We start from the raw sequence: 20,663 nt of genomic DNA, 5'->3' as shown, positions 1-20,663 counted from the left end.
TTCTTAATGTAATTATTATCATTGTTGACTAAGTCAATATCTTGTTAATACCAAATTGACGACCATGACAGCAGATAAAACCGAACCTATAATCATCACCTATCTAACACCATAACTGAGGTTTTATCCTTATGAAAAAGGCACTGTTGCTGATTATGTCGTCTGTTTTGGGGCTATACTTGTGGGTTGCCAGTCAGCGCCAAAATCAACCTCTTCCGAGAGCAATATTCAATCTATCATGGGTACGGTTTCATACCGTGAGCGTATTGCACTGCCGGATAAGGCGCTTGTCACTATCACTTTGCAAGATGTTTCATTGGCTGATGCACCCGCTAAAGTGATCGCAAAACACCGCTTTGAAACTAACGGGATGCAAGTGCCGCTTAAGTTTGACTTGGCATTCGACAACCGAAAAATTGATGCTCGCCACCGTTACAGCGTCAGTGCTCGTATCGAAGTAGATGGAAAACTGCGCTTCATTACGGATACCCATTACGCCGTGATTACTGATGAGAATAACACTAAACGGGTTGATTTGCGTTTGGTTGGTGTTAAACAGTAAAAACAGTAAAACAAGAAATGGTAAAACAGCCCTTTCCCGAGCTAGATAAGCGGGAAAGGCGCTTGACCGAAAGGGGCTTAGGGGCGCCACTGGTATAATCGAAGTTTTATTTTGCCATGCTCGTTCACTTCGACGCCTTCGGCGATCAATTTCTGTCGTTGACGTAATAGATCCTCTCCTTTTAGCGAAATCTCTCCTTTGCTGTTGATCACACGAAACCAAGGTAATCGGCTGTTTTGAGGTAGGTTACCTAATGCTTTTCCAACATGGCGTGCGTAGCCGGGGTATCCTGCTAAACGAGCAATTTCCCCATAGGTTGTCACTTTTCCTGCGGGAATTTGATGTATAACTGCAAAAATCTGCGCTAAAAATTGGTTCATGCTGACAATTCGTCCATACTAGCAGTGTCCTAGTTCGATAGTTACCAAGGAACGGTATAAGGAGAGGGCATGCTATTTTCTACCTTTCAATTTTTAATCACAACTGTGTTGGCTGTGGTTTGTGCAAGAGCCATAGGTTTAAGCGAAGGGGACATCCCTGTGCTGGCCATCGTGATCCCTGCGCTGTGGATTTTACCGCAAGGGGGTGTCGCGGGTGTGTTGTTATTGGCTGCAATGACCGCTTACGGTTTCACTTTATCTTATCAGCCGATCGCCCTTTCTGTCAGTGTTTGGGTGCTACTCCCGTTGTTGATGGTGGTCTTTTCTAAACGCAGTAGCATGGGTGTTATCTTAGTGAGCACGTTGATCGTACTGACGTTGCAAGTCGGTATCATCGTTACTCAATCGGCTGGGAAATTAGGCGGTACAGGCTGGCTTACTGCTATTCAGACTCTTTCTGTTATCGTTGTTTGGTGGTCGGTTGCGCACTGGAAGCCATCCAATAAGCACCGTTGGTGGGCGTTAGGGTTACTGCTACCGCTATGGATGGCCGATTTCTCGTATGCGGTGTTAGTTGCGTTAAGCATTACTGGCATTATGGCGTCGATGGAAAGTTTAACCCAATCCAAACCAGTCGCAGTGAATTGGAATGGTTTGTTATGCTGGACACTTCCAACGGTAGGCTTTGCAAGCTTAGTCGTCTCGCCCACAAGTGACGTACCAAACCCAGTATTCGTGGTTTGGATCTGTTTACTGGCTACTGCTTGGATGACTGATTATCTACTCAAGAGCACCGAAGAGAATACCGAATGACCAGAACACAACTGAATGTAGATTAGAGCATGTTGTGGGTGAAGTTGTGACTTCATTCTTATGCATATATAGAGCATTAGTATATGATGCTCACCTCTCATTACAATAATATAAACGTCATGGTTCGTGCATTTCGGCTAATAGGTCTTTTATGGCTAGCAACGGCGGCACACAGCGTCATCAGTGCTCCCATAATCAACGCTAAAACATATCGAGTAGCGACAGAAGCGGACGATGTTGTCACGCGTATTTTGTTTGATGCCATTGCTTACCAATTTCGCCTTGAGATTGACTATGTTAATTACCCCAGCTTTGATGCGATCTTGACCGCTATCGAACAAGGGGAGAGCGATTTTGCAGCCAATGTGACTTACACCGAACAGCGTGCTCAACGCTTTGATTTCTCAAGTCCTACCAATATTGAATATACCTATGCATTTAGCCACAGCAACGTACAGTTAACCGATCTGGCGAGGGTCGGGGTTCCCAAAGGAACGATTTATGGTGAGCTGATTGCCGCTTATTTTCCTCATATTATACAGGTTGAGTATGATGGTGCTCGGCGTGCCAAAGAACTTTTAAGCACGGCTGAAGTCGATGTGGTCGTAGACGCGATTAATCAATTAAAGCCGATGTTGATGGCAGGGCTCGATGCGCAATTGCTTAATGACCAACTGCCTATTCAGCCGGTTGCCATTATTACGCCAAAAGGGCACAACACTTTATTACTCAACAAAATTCAAGAATATGTACACTCAGCGTCGGTACAAAAACTGCTTAGAGAATCAGTACAAAAATACCAATTTGATATCCGCAAGCAGGCGTTGCGTCAATCCGTCATCGATAGTGGCTTAAACGTGCAGCGACCGTTAAAAGTAAAATTGGAGAACATCAGCCAATTTGCTCAGTATCAGCACGATGGTAAAGTGAAAGGAATAAACGCGGACATTGTTTTTAAAGCATGTGACATTCTGTTGCTCAAATGCGAACTGGCCAGCCAGCCAGACGAAACGTGGGAGAGTATGTATGCCGATTTGGTCAATAAACGCATTGATATCCTAGTACCAGTTACCGTCTCTCAACAACGAAAATCCGACGTTTATTTCAGTGACACGTATTACCAGCCTGAAGCCGTCTTGATTAAGCGTGAAAATTACAAAGACAATGTTTACAGCAATGTGTCTGAATTAATTGTTGAGCGCATCGGCGTGATTAAAGAAGATTTCTTTGAAGAGCTGTTAGGAAAAATGCTGCCCAATAAAGTGCTACATGTTTATAAAACTCAAAATGAATTGGTCAAAGCCTTGCTCGGTAAGGAGGTCGATTACATCGTTCTAAACCGTGCCAACTTTAACCAAATATTGCGCGAAGCGGATAACTTATTGCCGTTGGAGGAAGATCTATTTATCGGCAGTTTTTACTCGTCTGAGATTGCAATGGGCTTTCCCAAAAATAGCATGGGCGCTTCGCTGGCTCCTTTATTTACTCGTGCTATTAAGATGATTGATACGCAGAAAATCATCAACACCTATGATTATCAACCGAATTGGCGAGCAACGTTAGCGGCCGAGAAAACTTTTTCACGCCACACTCAATGGCTGTTTACGTTGGTATTTGGCTTCTTGTTAGTGGTCGCTTTCTATCTACACTCACAATCTGTTACCGATAATTTAACCAAGCTGCGTAATCGCCGAGCTTTATATCGCCGTTATTCGAGAGGCTTAAACAGCGATCTAACCTTGATTTATTTAGATGTGAATAACTTTAAGCCGATAAACGATAACTATGGTCATGAAGTGGGGGATGAAGTGTTGAAAGCACTTGCTAGCCGTATCGACTCTATTTGGCGTGGTCGTAGTTACCGAATCGGGGGTGATGAGTTTATCCTGATTGGGCAATATAGTGATGAGGAGCTTGAGCCTGTGTTAATGCAGTTAGAGTCCTTTACCTACAGCGATTCTGCTCGAAATTTAAACATAAAAGTCAATGTGGCGATTGGTGTGTCGAATTACAGAGATCATTTCATGAGCCTGGAAGAAGTATTGCACCAAACTGATATTGCCATGTACCAAAGTAAGCACCACGGTAGCGGCCAACGAGATAATACAAAGCCTCTTCTCAAGATAATCAGAAGTTCAAACAAGAGCTAAAATAGTTCACCTATTTTATTGAGTAGAAGAGAAAACAGAAGATTTGTTCAAATGGTGTTCACTTAAAACAAAAAGCTTCCATCCATTGGGATTTCGGCTTGCAATCATTACTATGATGCTTGATAATCGCCGCACTCTTTGGCTAGCAAGCCAAGAAAACAAATCAATGGAGGCTCTGGTCCTCCCGCAACACTAACTTGTGAACTCGGTCAGGCCCGGAAGGGAGCAGCCGCAGCAGGCGACGTGTGTGCCGGGATGTGGCTGGGGCCTCCACCCTTTTTGTCGCTGACAAACTTTATCCGTACACTCCCGATTTCTTCGTTTCAAAAGCTAATGCAATGATGTTTTATCATATTGCAATCTGAAACATACATTTTGTCCAAAGACATGCTGATTCATTTATAATCAATTATTATTGAAATTTGATTTATTAATAACTATTGGTTTATGACGACTATGCTCAATCCTATTTGGTTAAACACTTTTAAAACATTAGTCGATATTGGGCACTTTACTAAAACGGCTGAGTTACTCCATATGACGCAACCTGGGGTAAGCCAGCACATAAATAAACTAGAAGCTGCTTGCGGTTATCCTTTGATAAAGAGATTTAACAAGAAATTTGAGTTAACAATCTATGGGCGGAAAGTTTACGATTATGCTGTCAAACACTTTGAAGAAGAGTTTGAGTTATTACAGAATCTGGCACACGACGAACCTTTCCGTGGTCGCTGTACTATAGGCTGTTCGGGGACTTTCGCGTGGCTGATTTATTCACAATTACTTTCTTTGCAAGTGAGTTATCCAGGCTTATCCATTGAGTTAGAAGCAACGCCAAACCATCGTATATTTGAGCAGATATTGCAGGGGAAACTGGATATAGGTCTAGTGACAAAAGAACCTAACCCTAAATATTTCGCGAGCCGTATTGTTGGTGCGGAGTGTCTTGCTCTGGTATTGCCACTGTCCGCAGACGAAAGCTTGCCTATAAATGACTTGTTAATAGAATTGGGAGTCGTTCGTCATCCAGATTTCGCTCACTACTTCCAAACATATGTCAATCAAGCGAACAATGATTTGCTTCGTCTAGTCAATTTGGAAGATGTTTCGACGCAAAGCTATATTAACCAAGTGCACCAAATATTAGTCCCTATAGCTAAAGGGATCGGTTTTACAGTAGTTCCTCGATGGTGCGTTAACTTGTTCGCGGATAAAGAGCAGCTAAAAATATTCAACATTACCGAAGATATACAAGAACCTGTTTACTTGGTTAGCAAACTTAACTCACCTCTTGCTAGGCGTTATGAGCAAGTCATTGACGTTATTGATCACTCTTTTAAGATTGTTTGACTTGATTGAACCTCACATAAGCAGATGATATTGGCATTAAAGCTTCATAGCTGACCTTGCAATAGAAACCAAAAAGGGCTGGTTGTGCTACCTGCCCTTGAAATTTTATTAATGCATCAACGATCGACTATTCGTAATCAGAGGCATAAGTTTCTTCGTATGAGTGCGAGTAAAGCTCAAATAGGTTGCCAAATGGGTCTTCTAGATAAACCATTTTAGCGAGCTTGTTATCATCTTCTGGGTGGTAACGCATGATATCCATACGCGCTTTACCGCCATATTGTTCAATGCGCTTAATAGCGCCTTCAAAGTCGTCGGTTTGTAGACAGAAGTGGAAGATACCAAGGCGAGAGAAGTCTACTTCGTGACGCTCTTCGCGCTCTTTCATTTCAAACAATTCAACACCAATACCATCAGTTGTTACTAGATGTGCAATATTGAAACCTTTGAAACCCTCACCAAAAACAGCAATACACATGCGGCCAATCGCTGACTCTCGCTCTTCAATAACTTGTGTATTATTCATAACGATTTTTAAACCTAAAGCCTGAGTGTAGAACTCAACAGCTTTATCCATATCGCCAACCATAATACCGACGTGATTCATTTTCATAATTCGCTCCTAATACCTTTGATTTTTTGGCTTCGTTTCGATAGATGGGAGTATATGGAGATCGATGGATTAAATAAAATTATCAGTAATTATAAAAATGATAAATTATAATTATAAGCGAAACGCAAGATGTAACCGTGTTAGAACCAATACAAATGGCGATAGTAGAAAATGATAATTTTCCGTATCTAAGCCAATCCGTGACAGGCTCATTTAGAAAAATCGTTCAGTTCAGATTTGGCCACACATTTGCGAGTGAGCTAAGTGGTATCGGATATTCAACGGCTCCTCATTCATTGAGTTGAAGAAAAAATCTCTTATTAAGGGATTCTTAAGTTACGTCCGTTATTTTTGTTTACAGAGTAAGCAAAAAGGAAATGCCGATGAAAACCATACGCTCAGCATCTGATCTGCAATTGGCCGTAATTGATCCTTCTCATCCTCGCTGGTTGGAAGCCATACACCTTGTGCGCGAGCGTTATCAGCAAGCGTTTGATGCACGCCTTATCACTTTTATGCCTGCTTATTTAGCTTTGCTTGATCATGACGAAATGAAATCCGTATGCGGTTTTCGCGTAGCGCAGCAAGAGCCTCTATTTCTCGAACAATACCTCGACCAACCTGCCGATGAAATTTTATCGCAGCGTTTTGATTGCCGAGTATCCCGAAGTGCTTTGATTGAATTTGGCCAACTGGCCTCTTTCGGTCGTGGTTTATCGGCGCTGCACTTTACTTTGATCGCTCAACAGCTGGTTGATTTAGGGTATGAATGGTGCGTTTTTACAGCAACGGATCCACTGCATGCTTTGATGCGTCGATTCGGTTTACAACCGACATTGATCGCGAAAGCGTCAGCATCTTGCATTCCTAACGCCAACCAAATTTGGGGCAGTTATTACCAACACAGCCCTCGAATTTTAGCGGGAAATTTGGCGCAGGGGCTGGCGTTGCTCAACCGATTTCATTTAAACCAGAAACAAGCGTGAGGCCTTTGCTATGAACCGAATTTTATCGGCGCTTCATCAACATGCGCAGCAAAAGCCAGATAGCATTGCCTTCATTGGGCACAATGCCAAACAAGAAAAGATAGCGCTGAGCTATCAACAGCTCTTAGAAAAGGTGGAAGCCACAGCACGCACATTACGCCAGTGGCAGGTTCAGCGTATTGCATTAAAAGCTGAAAATAGTTTGGATTGGGTGATCATCGACCTTGCGGCCATGCACGCAAAAATAGTGCTCGTTCCTGTACCTACTTTCTTTAGCAAGGCACAGGTTGAACACTTACTGTATGAATCAGGGGTTGATGTTTGCTTAGGTGATTGGCCAACGCTAGGTGAACCTTTCTCAACGCTCAGCCATCTACCTGCTTTTGTCTATTTGGCGAATCCATCAGCACAGGTGTTGCCTTTGACGCAAAAAATCACCTTTACGTCTGGGTCCACCGGAACGCCGAAAGGGGTGTGTTTGAGTGACGAAAACATGCAAGCGGTCACGCTGGCGATCGCAGAGAAAATGTCCGCGCAAGTTGAGCGTCACCTCGTGATGCTGCCTCTCTCAACCTTGTTAGAAAACATCACGGGTGTGTATGTTCCTTTGGTTCTGGGTGTGACATCGACAGTTGTCTGTGGTGGCGAAGTAGGTTTGACCGGTTCTAGCCAGTTCTGTGGTGCAACGTTCGCACTCGCACTACAACAGTTTCAGCCGTCAAGCTTGGTGCTAACGCCTGCGTTATTGCTGGCATTAATTGAAGTCGTCAGGCAGAGCCCAGCTCTTGCGCTGCCTTTACGCTGGGTTGCCGTGGGCGGGGCGCGAGTGGCTCCTCAATTAATTGAGGCAGCTCGCCAGTTCGGCATTCCCGCTTTTGAAGGGTATGGTTTGTCTGAAAGTGTTTCGGTCGTGAGTATGAATACACCCCAACAAAATAAGCCGGGGTCGTGCGGACAGGTGCTGTCTCATCTTCAGGTTTCGCTGGCACAAGATGGCGAATTGTTAGTTAAAGGCAACACGGCTTTGGGGTATTTAGGTGAGTCGTTTAGCCACGAGTGGTTGTCAACTGGCGATATGGCCACAATCGATGATGAGGGTTTTTTAACCATCATCGGGCGTAAAAAGAACCTCATCATCACCAGTTTTGGGCGTAACGTGGCCCCTGAGTGGATTGAATCTCAAGCATTGGCTTTGATTGCACACCATCGATTTGTGGTGGTGGGCGACGGGCAGGCAGGCCTCACGGCCGTCAGTGACAGTCCTTTACCTGATCTCGTTACGCGCGTGCAACAGCTCAATAGCGTGTTGCCCGATTACGCACACATCACGCAGCTTTGGTTGGTGAGCGATATTCACTGCTGGCAAAAGTGGCTGACCGCTAATGGTCGCCCAAAACGCTTAGCTATTGAAAACGCACTGCAAGAGGCTCGCTTGGCGCACCACACCACTAATCCACAGACGGTTTTTATCTCTATTCCTTCCTTCTATTCAATGGCTGAGGAGCTTTAAAATGAGCAAATTTTTCCATATTTTAAAAACACAAACTGAGCCAGCACAGCAGCAGATGTTGCAAGCTCCGGTATTTGATGCCTGCGCAAGAGGAGAGATCAGCCTAGAGATGTATATTCGTTTTCTCACTCAAGCTTATCACCATGTTAAACATACGGTGCCACTGCTGATGGCATGTGGCAGCCGCTTAGGCGATGAATATGAGTGGGTACGAACGGCGATTGCCGAGTACATCGATGAAGAAAAAGGCCACCAAGAGTGGATCTTGAACGATATTAAAGCATGCGGTGGTGATGTGGACGCAGTGCGTCATAATGAGGGCGCAGGGCGCGTCAGCGCTTCCATCGAACTCATGGTGGCGTATCTTTATCACCAGATTGATCGCGCTAACCCGTTGAGCTTATTTGGTATGGTGTGGGTACTTGAAGGAACCAGTGTGGGTGTCGGTGGGAATATCGCACGGTTAGTCAAACAGCGTTTGGAGCTTCCTGATGCGGCGATGACTTATCTCACTTCGCACAGCGAACTTGATCAAGGGCACATCCGTTTTTTTGAGTCGTTAATGAACAACATTCAGTGTGTATCCGATCAAGAGGCCATCATCCGCTCTGCAAACATGGTGTTTGATCTGTATGGGCAGATGCTGCGAGAACTACCGCTTCCTTGCGAGTCAATGGTGCATGCAGGTTCGCAAGATTTAGCTTCGCAAGGTGTAAGGTCGCAATATGGATCTTAATCATCAACATGTTTTACTCACCGGCGCTTCCGGTGGTATCGGGCAACGCATCGCATTGCTGCTTGCTAAGCAAGGAGCCAGTCTAGTTCTGGTGGCTCGAGATGGTCAAAAACTCGAGCAACTTCGGCAAACGCTACCCATGCCTGAGAAGCATCTGATTTTGAGTGCAGATTTAAGCACAGAATCAGGAATAGAGCAGATCAACACCTTCATTCAGCGCTTTTTTATGGGCCAGAAACGAATCAGTGTGGTGATCAATAATGCGGGCATCAACCAGTTTCGCTTATTAGCCAGACGAACCGCAGTTTCAGTGCAGCAGGAGCTGCATTTGAATTTACTTGCTCCGATGCAACTGACTCAATCGGCGATACATTGGTTGAATAAACCGGGGATTATTTTAAATATTGGCTCAAGTTTAGGGGCTATTGGTTACCCGGGTTATGCCACGTACTGCGCGACCAAAGCAGGGTTGCACCGTTTTAGTGAAGCGATGCAGCGTGAGCTTGAGGGGACGGGTATCAAGGTACTTTACCTAGCGCCGCGAGCGACCAATACCGAGCTGAATAATGACACGGTGAACCAGTTCAACCAAGCCGTAGGCAACCACTGTGATGAGCCAGAGGTTGTTGCCCAACATGTGCTTAGTATGCTCGAAAGCGAATCAACAACTCGCTGGATTGGCTGGCCTGAAAAAGTGTTGGTGCGATTAAATCAACTATGGCCAGCAGTGATTTCGTCGGCAATTAAAAAGCAGCAAGCGACCATTCTTGCCTTTTTGAACCGTTAAAGCGTGATAATTCAAGGAGAACAACATATGAAAACTGTGTTTAAATGGGCCAGTGCATTGGTCATCTTTGCGGTAAGCACGACACCCGCTTTTGCGATCACTCCTTTAGCTCAGGTTCAATCTGATTGGGCCAAATGCCAATACAAAATGAAGTCGAGCGATGATCAAGAACGTTGTTTTGAGCGTGTCATTATGCGTAACACCTTAGAGATGCAATCAAGCAACAGTCCAGAACTCAAAGTGTGGCTTGCCATCAATAAATCCTCATTAGCGGGCGTAAAAGGTGGGTTGGGTGCGCTATCTTTAGTGAAAGAGGCGAAATTATTGTACGAAGAGGTTATCGATCAAGCGCCTAATACTTTAGATGGCTCGGCTTTTACAAGTTTAGGCACCTTATATTACAAAGTGCCCGGCTGGCCAGTGGCTTTTGGCGACGACGTTAAAGCGGAAGAGTTGCTGCAAAGAGCGCTGCTGATTAACCCGACAGGAATTGATGCCAACTATTTTTACGGTGATTTTCTTGCCGAGCAGGGCAGAACCGATGAAGCAAGAAAGTACCTGTTGCAAGCACAACAAGCACCAGCAAGGCCACAAAGAGCGATTGCCGATGCTGGGCGTCAGCAAGAAATTGCTCTTTTGTTGGAGAATTTAAAATAACGTATGCGTTTATTATTAGTCGAAGATGACAAACAACTGGGCGAGTCAATGCAGGTGGCGTTGACTCGCCAAGGTTATACGGTGGATTGGCTAGAAAAAGGTGGCGGCGTGGCGTGTGCGCTCAAAACTGAACAGTTTTCGGCGGTGATCTTGGATTTAACCTTACCGGATATGGATGGTCTTGAGGTGTTGCGTGGCATTAGAAACGCTGGTTATTCGCTGCCTGTGATGATCCTAACGGCGCGTGATGATATTAGCGATCGCGTCAAAGGGTTAGATGGTGGAGCCGATGAATACATTGGCAAACCCTTTGCGCTAGAAGAGCTATTGGCACGTTTACGGCTTATCATTCGTCGCAGCTCGGGCAGCGCCGATGCTCTGATTTCGATTGGTGATCTGAGCCTCTCTCTTTCCAAGCAGGAGATTGAATATCGTCAGCAACCCCTCAAACTGACGCGTAATGAATATAAAATTCTCGCCAGTTTGATCACTCAAGCAGGGCGAGTGATGAGCAAAGAGCTATTGCAACAAGCGCTTCATGGTTGGGACGAAGGCAGCAGTGACAACGCTATCGAAGTTCACATTCATAACTTGCGTAAAAAAATGCCAGAAAATGTCATCAAAAATATCCGTGGTGTGGGGTATATGATTGAAAAATAAAAAAATATTTTCGATTAAACGTCGTTTAACACAGTCGGCTGTATGGTTAAGCGGTGGCTTACTGCTCATTTCTCTTTATTTCAGTTTTTCTACTGCTCAACATGAAGTTGAGGAGGTCTACGATGCGCGCTTAGGTCAATCGGCAAAATTACTGTTGATGGCGACTTCTGTCTCTATAAAAGAAGGAGACAATGCCGATCTTCATCAACAGTTTGATCAGTGGATGCAAAGCATTGAACGTCTTTCGCAAGCCAACAAGGAGATGGCAACGCAGTATGGTCACCCTTATGAGCGGTACATTCTGTTTCAGTTTTATCGAGATGGTCAGTTGATGTATAGCTCTGATAGTCAGCAACCCGCTTTTAGCAGCAATGCCAGCAATAATGGATTTGGCAACGTCACCATTGATGGCCAAACATGGCGTTATTTTCAATTGGCGCAACCTCATCCTGATCACGGTTCGGAATACATTCTGGTTGCGGAAAAACAGAGTATTCGTGATGAAATGGTCAATGAAATTGCACTGTCGACCGCATTGCCGCAATTGATCCTGATCCCATGCGTTATCTTGGTGCTGGTGATGCTTATTGGCCGAAGTTTCAAACCACTGCAAGAACTAAAATCAGCAATCGCCATTCGCAGTGTCCATAAGTTGGATCGCATTTACGTTACAGAACAAACCACCGAACTCTCACCATTAGTAGAGACACTCAACCAACTGTTGGCTCAATTAGAATTGGCTTGGCAGCGAGAAAAACGCTTCACACGCATGGCTGCTCATGAACTTAAAACACCACTAACGGTATTGAGATTAAATGCCGAAAACGCGATGCTTAGCCAGAATGAGCAGCAACTGAAATATGATCTGGACATGATTCTTAAGGGTATTGAGCGTACTGACCGCCTTATTCATCAGTTGTTGATGTTAGCCAAAGTCGAAAGCACTATGGAATTGTCATCACAAACGGTCGATCTTTCAGTCTCTATTAAGCAAGTTATCGCAGACCTTGCGCCGTTAGCCTTAAAGCACGACCAACAATTGAGCTTTGAAGGGCAGAGTTTGTCGGTTCAAGGCGACGAGCTATTACTCGGCGTGTTGTTTAAAAACTTAATCGATAATGCGATGCGCTATTCTGGCGTACACAGTCACATTGATATTACGTTGCATGGCGATGATCAGTTTATTCAAGTGAATGTGACTGATAGCGGCCCCAACATCACGAACGAAGCCCGAGAAAAAATATTTGATAACTTTTATCGAGCTAACAGTGAAAAAGGCGATGGGGCAGGGCTTGGAATGTCGATTTGCCGTGATATCGCCGCGCTGCATAATGCCACCGTCGAGTTGCTGCCGAGACACAACGACAGCAACATCTTCAGGGTTTGTTTTCATCTAAGTTAACAGGCCTCTTCTGTTTTTATCCACACTCTTTAGCGGCATGGCGCAAAAATATCTTGCGCTTTCTCGTATGCATTGGTTGATACATCCATAATGCCAAGTAAAGAGTGAAAGAGATTACTTTGAGCATAGGGCTGAGTGGCTGTTTGACGTAAACAGGTTTGATTCACGCCTTTCGTTCGGGCAAATTCGTCAGATAACCAGACTAAAAGCGGTACTTGAGTTTGATAATCGGGTGCTAGGCTGTACGGCATACCATGTAAGAACAGTCCATTTTCTCCCAGTGATTCCCCATGGTCGGAGACATAAATCAATGCGGTGTTGTATTGCGCTTGCAGTGACTTTAGCTTTTCAATCAGCTGCGCCAAAACAAAATCTGTGTAACGAATAGTGTTGTCGTAAGTATTCACTATCTGCTCAACGCTGCAATTTTCAATATCCGCTCTTGGGCAATCAGGTTGATATTTCGCCATTTCTTTAGGATAGCGCTTAAAGTAGGTTGGCCCGTGACTTCCAATAATGTGCATGAAAATCATTCGGTTACCAGTTTGGTTAGCAATTTCTTCATCTAAGTTTTCTAGCATTGTGACGTCATAACAAGTGCTGCCGTCACATCGGCCTTCTCGCGCAGTTTTATCCAGCTCTTTCTGCGGAATATTTTTCGCGACACCTTTATCTCCTCCATCATTTTCTTTCCATAAGAGGTCGACGCCTGCGCGCTGCAAGATATCGAGGACGTTGTCTTGGTTATCCGCTTTGGTACGATCAAAATTATGACGATCCATATTGGAAAATAAACAAGGTACAGAGACCGCTGTCGCAGTACCACAAGAGGCGACATCACTGAAAAATATAGGCTGATAAGGCGCGGTATAAGCATTGGTATCACGTGTGTAGCCATAGTATTGGTAATTTTGTGCGCGAGCCGTTTCTCCTAGCACAAATAAGACTAAGGTTGGTTTTTCTGCATCACGGCTATGGGTAATTTTCGGTTGCTGCTGCGCATCAGCGCCGATAATTTGATACACCACGGGCTCGGTAAAATAACGATCTTTCACAAGACCATAAGCGCTATAGACAAAGTGAGTGGGGATGATCATTTTCTTGAGGTAACTATTGTTGCGTCCAACCGACGAATAGTTCTGATAATACAGCGCCGCAATAATGACGATGCCGAGTAAAGAGAGCAATATTGATAGTGCTTTATAGCCTAAAAAGCGGGAAATGGATTTTTCTACTTTAAGTGGCGAAAGCAGTAATAGAGCAGCAGGGAGGATGCCCAACGCTGAGATCCAGACAATGGAATAGAGACTGACATAAGAGCCTGCCTCACTGCTATTGGTTTCAACGACATTGAGCAACATGTCTCGGTCGACAATCGTGCCGTAATTGTAACTCGCATAACTCACCACAGCAGAAAGGATGAGTAAGACCGCGAAAAAAGGTTTTAGAAAATAAGGCCACGAAAACAGTTGGAAAATAACGTTCAGCGCCAAAAAGAAAAAAATCGGTATTGAGAACGCAAACCCCCAATTGAACTGCTCAGCAGCCGAAAAAATCTGTGCCAATTTGGCATAAATAGGGATGTTGAGTACCAAGCTGAAATAGAGAGCAAGCAACAAGGTAATACTTGCGTATGAGAAGCGAGGATTTTTCATTGTGGGTTCCATAACATACCGTGTGATGAGAAGACGTTATGGAACTTATAAAGATCTTTTCTTAATAAAGGCTTAAGAAATTCAATCGTTAGAATGAGATGAGTTTTTAGTAGTTACTTATCTTAGTACCTTGCGCACCTTGTCGAATGCTAAAAGTGATGGCGTAAATACTATTGCCGTTCGTCTTTAGGAGAGTCCATGACCACCATGGTGGTGATCGATTTCACCGTTAAGCACTCACCAAGCACATCGGCGTGAAAACGTTTATAGGCGCTGAGATCTTTGCTTTCGACACGCAGCAAATATTCGTTCATCCCGGTAATGTTGTGGCATTCGACCACCTCCTTGGCGTAGCGCACATGTTCTTCGAAACTGAGCTGCGCTTTTTTCGTATGGCTGTTTAAGCCAATTGCCACATAAGCGACAAACCCGACATCAAGTTGGGTTTTATTTAAGACCGCTCGATAGCCTTTAATGATCTGCTTACGCTCGAGATCCTGCACGCGGCGCAACGTGGCGGAGGGCGATAAGCCGATGCGTTCGGCTAACTCGACATTCGAGACTCGGCCATCAAGTTGTAGCTCTTGCAATATTCTCTCGTCAAATCTGTCCATGGCTTATTTTTATTGCTCAATATTGGTGGTATTGACCAATATAAGCACAATGTTGCCAGCCGATACCATTATTATTTGTTCATCATTATTAAATAGAGAAAGAAGATGGATTACACACAATGGTGGCCACTGGTGGCTTTTGCTTTTGTTTCGACCTTTTCACCGGGTCCAAACAACATCATGCTGATGACATCCGGTGCGAATGTGGGCTTTATGCGCACTATTCCGCACATGCTTGGTGTAACGTTTGGTTTTAGCATTATGGTGCTATTGGTTGGCGTTGGGTTAACGGGTTTATTCCATCGTTATCCTATGTTGCAACAAGGTTTGCAAATTGCCTGCACCATTTATTTGGTCTATTTGGCGATAAAAATTGCGCTGAGTAACCCTTCGCAGGGAGAGAAGCAGTATCAACCGATGTCATTTGTTTCGGCTGTACTGTTTCAATGGGTCAATCCCAAAGGTTGGTCGATGGCGCTGACTGCGGTGAGTGTATTTAACCAAAGTGCGAGCTGGGCGCAGTTAATGCTGATTTCATTGGTGTTTGCTTTGGTGAACATTCCGTCGGTCAGTGTTTGGACTGCGGCGGGTAAACAGTTGAGCCACTGGATGAATCACCCAAGTTATGTCCGCTGGTTTAACGGCGCGATGGGCGCGTTGCTGCTACTGTCCGTTGTTCCTATGTTGTAGAGATTTGGTGAGACGTTGCTGTATGGGAGCATTATCAACGCAGCAAAAGAAAGTGGGTACTGAGCGACCCACTTTGTTTCTCTAGTTTGCCTGATATTAACCGTTCGCTATATTGCCCATAAAATTAACGCCAATATTTGCGGTGAGAGTATGCGCAGGCACATCACTAACGGATAGACAGTGGCGTATGCCAACGCAGAGGCGCCACTGCTTTCGTGCAGCGCATTCGCAAAAGCAAGGGCAGGTGGATCGGTCATCGAGCCTGCTAGCATGCCACAGATGGTGAGATAGTTAATATGGCCTAAAACACGAGCCAGTATTCCGACGGTGATCAATGGAATACCCGTGATCAACATGCCGTAACCCATCCAACTGACGCCATCGCCTTGCACTAAGGTTTCAACAAAATTGCCCCCAGATTTTAACCCGACCACGGCTAAAAACAGCACAATACCAATTTCTCGCAGAGCAAGGTTCGCGCTGGGCGGCATAAACCAATACATTTTGCCAATGCTGCCGATACGCGCCAAAACCAGTGCGACAATCAGCGGTCCTCCAGCTAAGCCGAGCTTAATGGCGGCGGGGAATCCCGGTAGATAAAACGGAATAGATCCGAGTAATACCCCAAGTCCAATCCCAACGAAGACTGGTAGCATCTGCACATGCTGTAATTTTTGGTGCGCGTTGCCGACCATGCCACTGACCGCTTCAATCGCTTCTTGACGCCCGACTAAATTGAGAATGTCGCCAAACTGCAAGGTAGATTGGCTGGTTGGGATAAGCTCAACCCCGGCACGGTTTAAACGCGAAACGACGACGTCGTATTTCTCTTTTAAATCCAGATCGCGCAGCTTTTTACCAAGCACAATCTCGTTGGTGACGACTAAGCGCTGTACTCGCAGCTCCGTGCCGCGTGTCGAAAGTGATGCATCGACCTCTTCGCCAATCACCAAGCGTGCTTTTTCTAACGCTTTTTTATCGCCGACCAGATGAAGTAAATCATTCACTTCAACTCGTGAATCGGGTTTGGGCACGGAAAGGTGTTCACCACGTTTAAGGCGCGAGCACACAATATCGCCATCACTGAGCGCGGGAATGTCTTTTAAGAGCAGGCCATTTAAGTTGGGGTTTTTAATCGCAACGTTAATGGTGTGCAAGCTCTCTTTTTTGTGGCCGTTGTGGATCTCAAACTCTTCGGCTTCGGCGTCAACATTGACACGAAAGGCAATTCTGAGCAGCCACATGGTAAGCAAAATACCGCATATGCCAAAGGGGTAAGCAATCGCATAGCCCATACCCGTCAGGTCAAGCATGTTCTCTTGGCCACCTAACTCAGTCAGGATTTGTTGCCCCGCGCCTAATGACGGCGTATTGGTGACTGCACCGGAGAATACACCAAGAATAACGGGTAAAGGCACATCAAACAGATAGTAAAGCGCAACCGTCACCACACAGCCCAGCAACACAATCAGTGCGGCAAAGGCGTTGAGTTTTAGTCCTGAGCTTCGAAGTGAAGAGAAAAAACCGGGTCCGACTTGTATGCCAATGGTGTACACAAATAGGATAAGGCCGAACTCTTGAATAAAATGCAACGTATTGTAGTCAAGAACCACACCCCACATGCCTGTAAAGTGACCGACGAGAATACCGCCAAACAGCACCCCGCCGATCCCTAAACCAACACCGTAGACGCGCCAATTCCCTATCCACAAACCCAGCACAGCTACCAGCGAGAGAATGCTGATAGAAAGTGCAATGTCACTCATGATGAGTCTCCTGAACAATTAAAAAACGGCTGGTGGGCAAGCTTAATGAACGGCAGGGGTAGGCGTAAGAACTCGGTTAGTGGTTATGTCTACAGCTGGAGGGTTCAAATACGGCATTGAGAAGTCACCTAGTGAAATGAACTCTCGATGTCGTTTTGTGGTTGCCCTGAACTTATGACCAGTAATACTGTAATGAACTACAAATGTTAACTATAGGTATGCAAATTTGTGCACCGGAACGAATATTAAATTTCTCAGATAACTAATTGTTAGATAAGAGTTAAATTTATCCATTTCCTGTGCGTTGCTCACCACTATTTTTATCGAGAAAATAGCCCATACCGCGTTTAGTTTTAATCAGTGCTGATGAGAAAGGGTCATCAATTTTTTTGCGTAGACGACGCATATACACATCGACTACGTTGGTTAGGGGATCTTGATGGAGACCCCAAACATTAGCAAGAATCCGTTCTCGGCTAAAAATATGACCGGGTTTATGCATCAATAGCTCTAATATGGAGAGTTCTTTGGCGGTTAACTCAATGGCTTGCCCTGCCCGTGTTACGGCCATGGTTGATAAGCAGAGCGTTAAGTCTGCAATGTGTAGAGTGGGCATTGGCGCAGAGTCAGAATGTCGACGTTGCAGCGCATCTAGGCGAGCCAGTAACTCTTCAAAATGAAAAGGTTTTGCCAGATAATCATCCGCACCAATGCGTAGGCCCCGAACCCGTTCTTCAACTTCGCCCAGTGCAGAAAGCATCAAAATTCGCACATCAATACCGGCTTCACGTATTTGCTGGCAAAGAGTTAATCCATCGGTGTGTGGAAGCATTCGATCTAAAATTAAAATATCGGGCTCGCCGCTTATGAGTGTTTCAAGTGCGTATTGCCCATCATTTAGTCGCTGAATGTGGTGACCTTCTGCTTTGAGCCCTCGCTCAATAAAGTTGGCAATTCTGGCATCATCTTCAATTAAAAGAATTCTCATGATTCTTCCTCTTCCAGTTCAAAGGTAAGTGTAACGGTTGTGCCTTGAGCCAGTTGGCTTTGGAATGCGATGGTTCCGCGTTGCTGTTGCACAATGTTATAAGCCAGCGTTAAACCAATCCCCAAGCCATCAGGGCGATAGCGTTTGCCGTTCTCGGACCGAAAATAGCGTTGGAAAATCTGTACGAGGTCCTCTTGGTCAATACCAATACCGTGATCTTGCAATTGAAGATGAAATTGCTGGGGCTCAACTAGCAGAGTGAGCGTAATAGGCTGGTGATGTGGATCATAGCGCAATGCATTATCGACGATAATTCGTACGGTCATCAGTAGCTTATCTAAATCAGTATGAAAGATCCGAGCTTGCCAGTTTGCCTGTTGTGGGTGAAGACATTCAAGTTGCACTTGATGCGCGTGAGTTAAAAGGGTGGCCTGTCTCGTCACCGACTGCCATAGGTTCTCTAAGGTGATAGGGCTAAGAGCCGGTTGGAACAGCTTTTCATCTTGACGGATAAGCAGCAATAAATCGTCGATCCGGTAGGAAAGGTGGGTTGCCGATTCATTGATACGCTGTAGCGTTTGTCGATACTCTTCATCACTATTTTGACGACTGCGAAGGGTAATTTGCGCTTCTCCTAAAATGGCCGTTGCGGGAGTACGCAATTCATGGCTGACGTTCGCAAAAAACTCTTTCTGCTGACGTTTAGCTTGCTCCAATGTTTCGAGTGCATTGGCGAGTTCTTGGGTGCGTGCGGTGACTTCTCGCTCAATGAGTTGACGCGAAGCGATCTCCTTTTGCTGCGCATTTTCAAGGCTTTGTGCCATGTGATTAAAATGCTGCGCTAGGGTTCTGAGCTCACTTGGCCCGCTGACCGATACTCGATGGTTAAGATGGCCTTGTTCTAAAGCTGAAGTGCTTTTTAGCAGTTCCGCTAACGGTTTGGATAAGGTGCGCAGTAACCAGCCTCCTAGCAGCAAGCCAAAGACTACCCCTAGTAATGATAAGGTTACAATGACATTTTCTACATCAGATAATGATTTCATCGCGGCCGCTTCATAGCGTGCAGTACGTTGTTTCTGTAGAGAAATAGCTTGATTCAGCAGCTGGCGTAGGTCGGTGTTATCCACCTTATCAAAGGTGTCACTGAGTAAAAGCCAGCGATCATTATTGTCTGTGATTTTTGCGATTTCCCAGGATCGAAGCGCTGTTTTTAATCGTCCAAAGTTAGTTTCAAAGAGAGAAATGACTTTGATTTGCTGAGTGATCTCGGCAAAGTCTTGGTTGGTGATGCCGTGTTGTTGTGCTTGCTCGGTTAGCAAATAGAGCTCGCTGAGCAAATCTTCAATCTTTGAAAAGCGCATGTCTCGTTTGAGCGTGCTGCCATCTTTGGTCAATAAATATTCGGCAAGCCAAATTTTCAACTGCTGTTTTTCCGTGCTCAACTGCATAAAGCTTTGCAAGATTTGATTGGAGATCTGCCCGCGCTGAATGTGCTCATTAGCGACGTTATTTGACCATAAAGCGGTGCCAGCTTGGGCTAAGATTAGGGTGAGTAACAGAGCCAGTACGAGAGATAATTGATAACGAAACATAATGATCGCCGCATAAATTCAATAGGTGAGCAGAGTAAGCGATCCGTTGGTATTGGGTAAAGAATATTCATCTGAAGTTAATCTAAGCGCATGCTTTAGGTTCATCGAGAGGCCGTAAATTACTCCCATCAACCACATTACTCCCATCAACTAGATAATTAGATAAGGTCTTCATCATGCAACGTACACATAAAAGAATTTCTATTTCAGCATTATTACTCTGCGGGTTGTTACCGCTATCCGCTCAAGCTTCTAACGTATTAGTTAATAACAACATTAACCACCAAGAGGTGCTTGATGCCCAGCAAGCTTGGGGAGAAGCGTTAATCAAGATCAGCCAGACTTATGAACAAAAAGGTCATGCTGAAGCGAAGAAATTGGCACAGCAAGTGTTAGACCAAGCGTATGGCTATCAACAAGGTGCGGTGCTTTTCAAACCTACGCTTGCCAGTGGGGAGCAAACCTTTCGCACAGAAGTAGACGGAGCGCTATCTTATTTTGTCGGCAGTGATAAGCAATACCCACAAGATTCTGGCTTTGCACTAAAAGGTTGGAAGGAGTATAGCTTTGATAACGCAGCAGTCTACATCAACGGTGATGTGGCCTTAACCATGGGGCACGTTAAGCTCATCGACAATAAAGGAAAGCAAACCGTGGTGGATAAAAGCTGGGCATTTAAGAAAGATGAACAGGGCCAACTGCGAATTGTTCTGCACCATTCATCACTGCCTTTTCAACCTTAATTGAGGGGA

The 20,663-nt window shown here is 45.1% G+C and carries 19 protein-coding genes, 1 other RNA gene and 1 pseudogene; 14 read left to right on the top strand and 7 right to left on the bottom strand.

Features of this window, described 5'->3' with window-relative positions; all coding sequences use genetic code 11:
* Positions 1–131 precede the first annotated feature (131 nt).
* Positions 132–562, top strand: a pseudogene (locus tag AACT42_RS07480) (YbaY family lipoprotein).
* Between the two features lie 77 nt (positions 563–639).
* Here AACT42_RS07480 and AACT42_RS07475 read toward each other — a convergent pair.
* The gene (locus tag AACT42_RS07475) at positions 640–942 is read right to left on the bottom strand and encodes an MGMT family protein (protein ID WP_013856444.1); all 303 of its coding nucleotides are present in this window, start codon (positions 940–942) and stop codon (positions 640–642) included.
* 69 nt (positions 943–1,011) lie between these two features.
* Between AACT42_RS07475 and AACT42_RS07470 the strand changes: the two genes are divergently transcribed.
* The 4 genes from AACT42_RS07470 to AACT42_RS07455 all read left to right on the top strand — a co-directional run bounded on the left by AACT42_RS07470 (position 1,012) and on the right by AACT42_RS07455 (position 5,255).
* The gene (locus tag AACT42_RS07470) at positions 1,012–1,755 is read left to right on the top strand and encodes a hypothetical protein (protein WP_094131912.1); all 744 of its coding nucleotides are present in this window, start codon (positions 1,012–1,014) and stop codon (positions 1,753–1,755) included.
* 83 nt (positions 1,756–1,838) lie between these two features.
* Entirely contained in the window at positions 1,839–3,905 is a 2,067-nt protein-coding gene (locus tag AACT42_RS07465) for a GGDEF domain-containing protein (protein ID WP_094145255.1), read from the top strand.
* Between the two features lie 173 nt (positions 3,906–4,078).
* An RNA gene (gene ffs, locus AACT42_RS07460) (signal recognition particle sRNA small type) lies at positions 4,079–4,175 on the top strand.
* 186 nt (positions 4,176–4,361) lie between these two features.
* Complete coding sequence (locus AACT42_RS07455; RefSeq protein WP_176429092.1) at positions 4,362–5,255, top strand: LysR family transcriptional regulator; 894 nt, start codon at positions 4,362–4,364, stop codon at positions 5,253–5,255.
* Positions 5,256–5,382: 127 nt separating this feature from the next.
* Here AACT42_RS07455 and AACT42_RS07450 read toward each other — a convergent pair whose 3' ends face one another.
* Positions 5,383–5,868: a VOC family protein gene (locus tag AACT42_RS07450; protein ID WP_047687889.1), complete on the bottom strand. Its 486-nt coding sequence runs from the start codon at positions 5,866–5,868 to the stop codon at positions 5,383–5,385.
* Positions 5,869–6,245: 377 nt separating this feature from the next.
* On the opposite strand from AACT42_RS07450, the gene AACT42_RS07445 reads away from it, so the two are divergent.
* From AACT42_RS07445 to AACT42_RS07415, 7 genes are read left to right on the top strand one after another with little or no spacing between them, the layout of a single operon-like run.
* The gene (locus AACT42_RS07445) at positions 6,246–6,854 is read left to right on the top strand and encodes a thermostable hemolysin (RefSeq protein ID WP_013856449.1); all 609 of its coding nucleotides are present in this window, start codon (positions 6,246–6,248) and stop codon (positions 6,852–6,854) included.
* A 10-nt stretch (positions 6,855–6,864) separates the two neighbouring features.
* Complete coding sequence (locus tag AACT42_RS07440) at positions 6,865–8,364, top strand: AMP-binding protein (protein ID WP_094132808.1); 1,500 nt, start codon at positions 6,865–6,867, stop codon at positions 8,362–8,364.
* A gap of 1 nt (position 8,365) precedes the next feature.
* On the top strand, positions 8,366–9,100 hold the full coding sequence (locus AACT42_RS07435) for a TenA family transcriptional regulator (RefSeq protein WP_013856451.1): 735 nt from the start codon (positions 8,366–8,368) through the stop codon (positions 9,098–9,100).
* Entirely contained in the window at positions 9,090–9,887 is a 798-nt protein-coding gene (locus tag AACT42_RS07430) for an SDR family oxidoreductase (RefSeq protein WP_094123787.1), read from the top strand. Before AACT42_RS07435 ends, AACT42_RS07430 begins: the two co-directional genes overlap by 11 nt.
* A 27-nt stretch (positions 9,888–9,914) precedes the next feature.
* A complete protein-coding gene (locus tag AACT42_RS07425) occupies positions 9,915–10,544 on the top strand; it encodes a tetratricopeptide repeat protein (protein ID WP_176212345.1) in 630 nt (209 codons plus the stop codon).
* A 3-nt stretch (positions 10,545–10,547) separates the two neighbouring features.
* Positions 10,548–11,204 carry a response regulator gene (locus AACT42_RS07420; protein ID WP_094132810.1) on the top strand — a complete coding sequence of 219 codons (657 nt, stop codon included), beginning with the start codon at positions 10,548–10,550 and terminating at the stop codon, positions 11,202–11,204.
* Complete coding sequence (locus tag AACT42_RS07415; protein WP_047687897.1) at positions 11,194–12,606, top strand: sensor histidine kinase; 1,413 nt, start codon at positions 11,194–11,196, stop codon at positions 12,604–12,606. The genes AACT42_RS07420 and AACT42_RS07415 overlap by 11 nt, the downstream gene beginning before the upstream one ends.
* 29 nt (positions 12,607–12,635) lie before the next feature.
* On the opposite strand, the gene AACT42_RS07410 is transcribed toward AACT42_RS07415, so the two are convergent.
* Complete coding sequence (locus AACT42_RS07410; RefSeq protein WP_094132811.1) at positions 12,636–14,273, bottom strand: phosphoethanolamine transferase; 1,638 nt, start codon at positions 14,271–14,273, stop codon at positions 12,636–12,638.
* Positions 14,274–14,431: 158 nt separating this feature from the next.
* Positions 14,432–14,875, bottom strand: a complete 444-nt coding sequence (locus AACT42_RS07405) for an Lrp/AsnC family transcriptional regulator (protein WP_019280913.1) — start codon at positions 14,873–14,875, stop codon at positions 14,432–14,434.
* A gap of 105 nt (positions 14,876–14,980) precedes the next feature.
* Between AACT42_RS07405 and AACT42_RS07400 the strand changes: the two genes are divergently transcribed.
* Complete coding sequence (locus AACT42_RS07400; RefSeq protein WP_013856459.1) at positions 14,981–15,565, top strand: LysE family translocator; 585 nt, start codon at positions 14,981–14,983, stop codon at positions 15,563–15,565.
* A 107-nt stretch (positions 15,566–15,672) separates the two neighbouring features.
* Here the strand turns inward: AACT42_RS07400 and AACT42_RS07395 are convergent, their stop codons facing one another.
* The 3 genes from AACT42_RS07395 to AACT42_RS07385 all read right to left on the bottom strand — a co-directional run bounded on the left by AACT42_RS07395 (position 15,673) and on the right by AACT42_RS07385 (position 19,911).
* Positions 15,673–17,331 carry a putative transporter gene (locus AACT42_RS07395; protein WP_064625634.1) on the bottom strand — a complete coding sequence of 553 codons (1,659 nt, stop codon included), beginning with the start codon at positions 17,329–17,331 and terminating at the stop codon, positions 15,673–15,675.
* Between the two features lie 286 nt (positions 17,332–17,617).
* A complete protein-coding gene (locus tag AACT42_RS07390) occupies positions 17,618–18,319 on the bottom strand; it encodes a response regulator transcription factor (RefSeq protein WP_013856461.1) in 702 nt (233 codons plus the stop codon).
* Entirely contained in the window at positions 18,316–19,911 is a 1,596-nt protein-coding gene (locus AACT42_RS07385; RefSeq protein ID WP_094132813.1) for a sensor histidine kinase, read from the bottom strand. The genes AACT42_RS07390 and AACT42_RS07385 overlap by 4 nt, the downstream gene beginning before the upstream one ends.
* A 176-nt stretch (positions 19,912–20,087) precedes the next feature.
* On the opposite strand from AACT42_RS07385, the gene AACT42_RS07380 reads away from it, so the two are divergent.
* Positions 20,088–20,654 carry a phosphoribosyl-AMP cyclohydrolase gene (locus tag AACT42_RS07380; RefSeq protein ID WP_094128911.1) on the top strand — a complete coding sequence of 189 codons (567 nt, stop codon included), beginning with the start codon at positions 20,088–20,090 and terminating at the stop codon, positions 20,652–20,654.
* Positions 20,655–20,663 lie beyond the last annotated feature (9 nt).

The organism is Vibrio sp. V15_P4S5T153 (assembly GCF_963874485.1).
Classification (GTDB): Bacteria; Pseudomonadota; Gammaproteobacteria; order Enterobacterales; family Vibrionaceae; genus Vibrio; species Vibrio anguillarum.
Note: the sequence above shows the minus strand (reverse complement) of the source record. Positions and strands in the feature narration are given on the sequence as shown.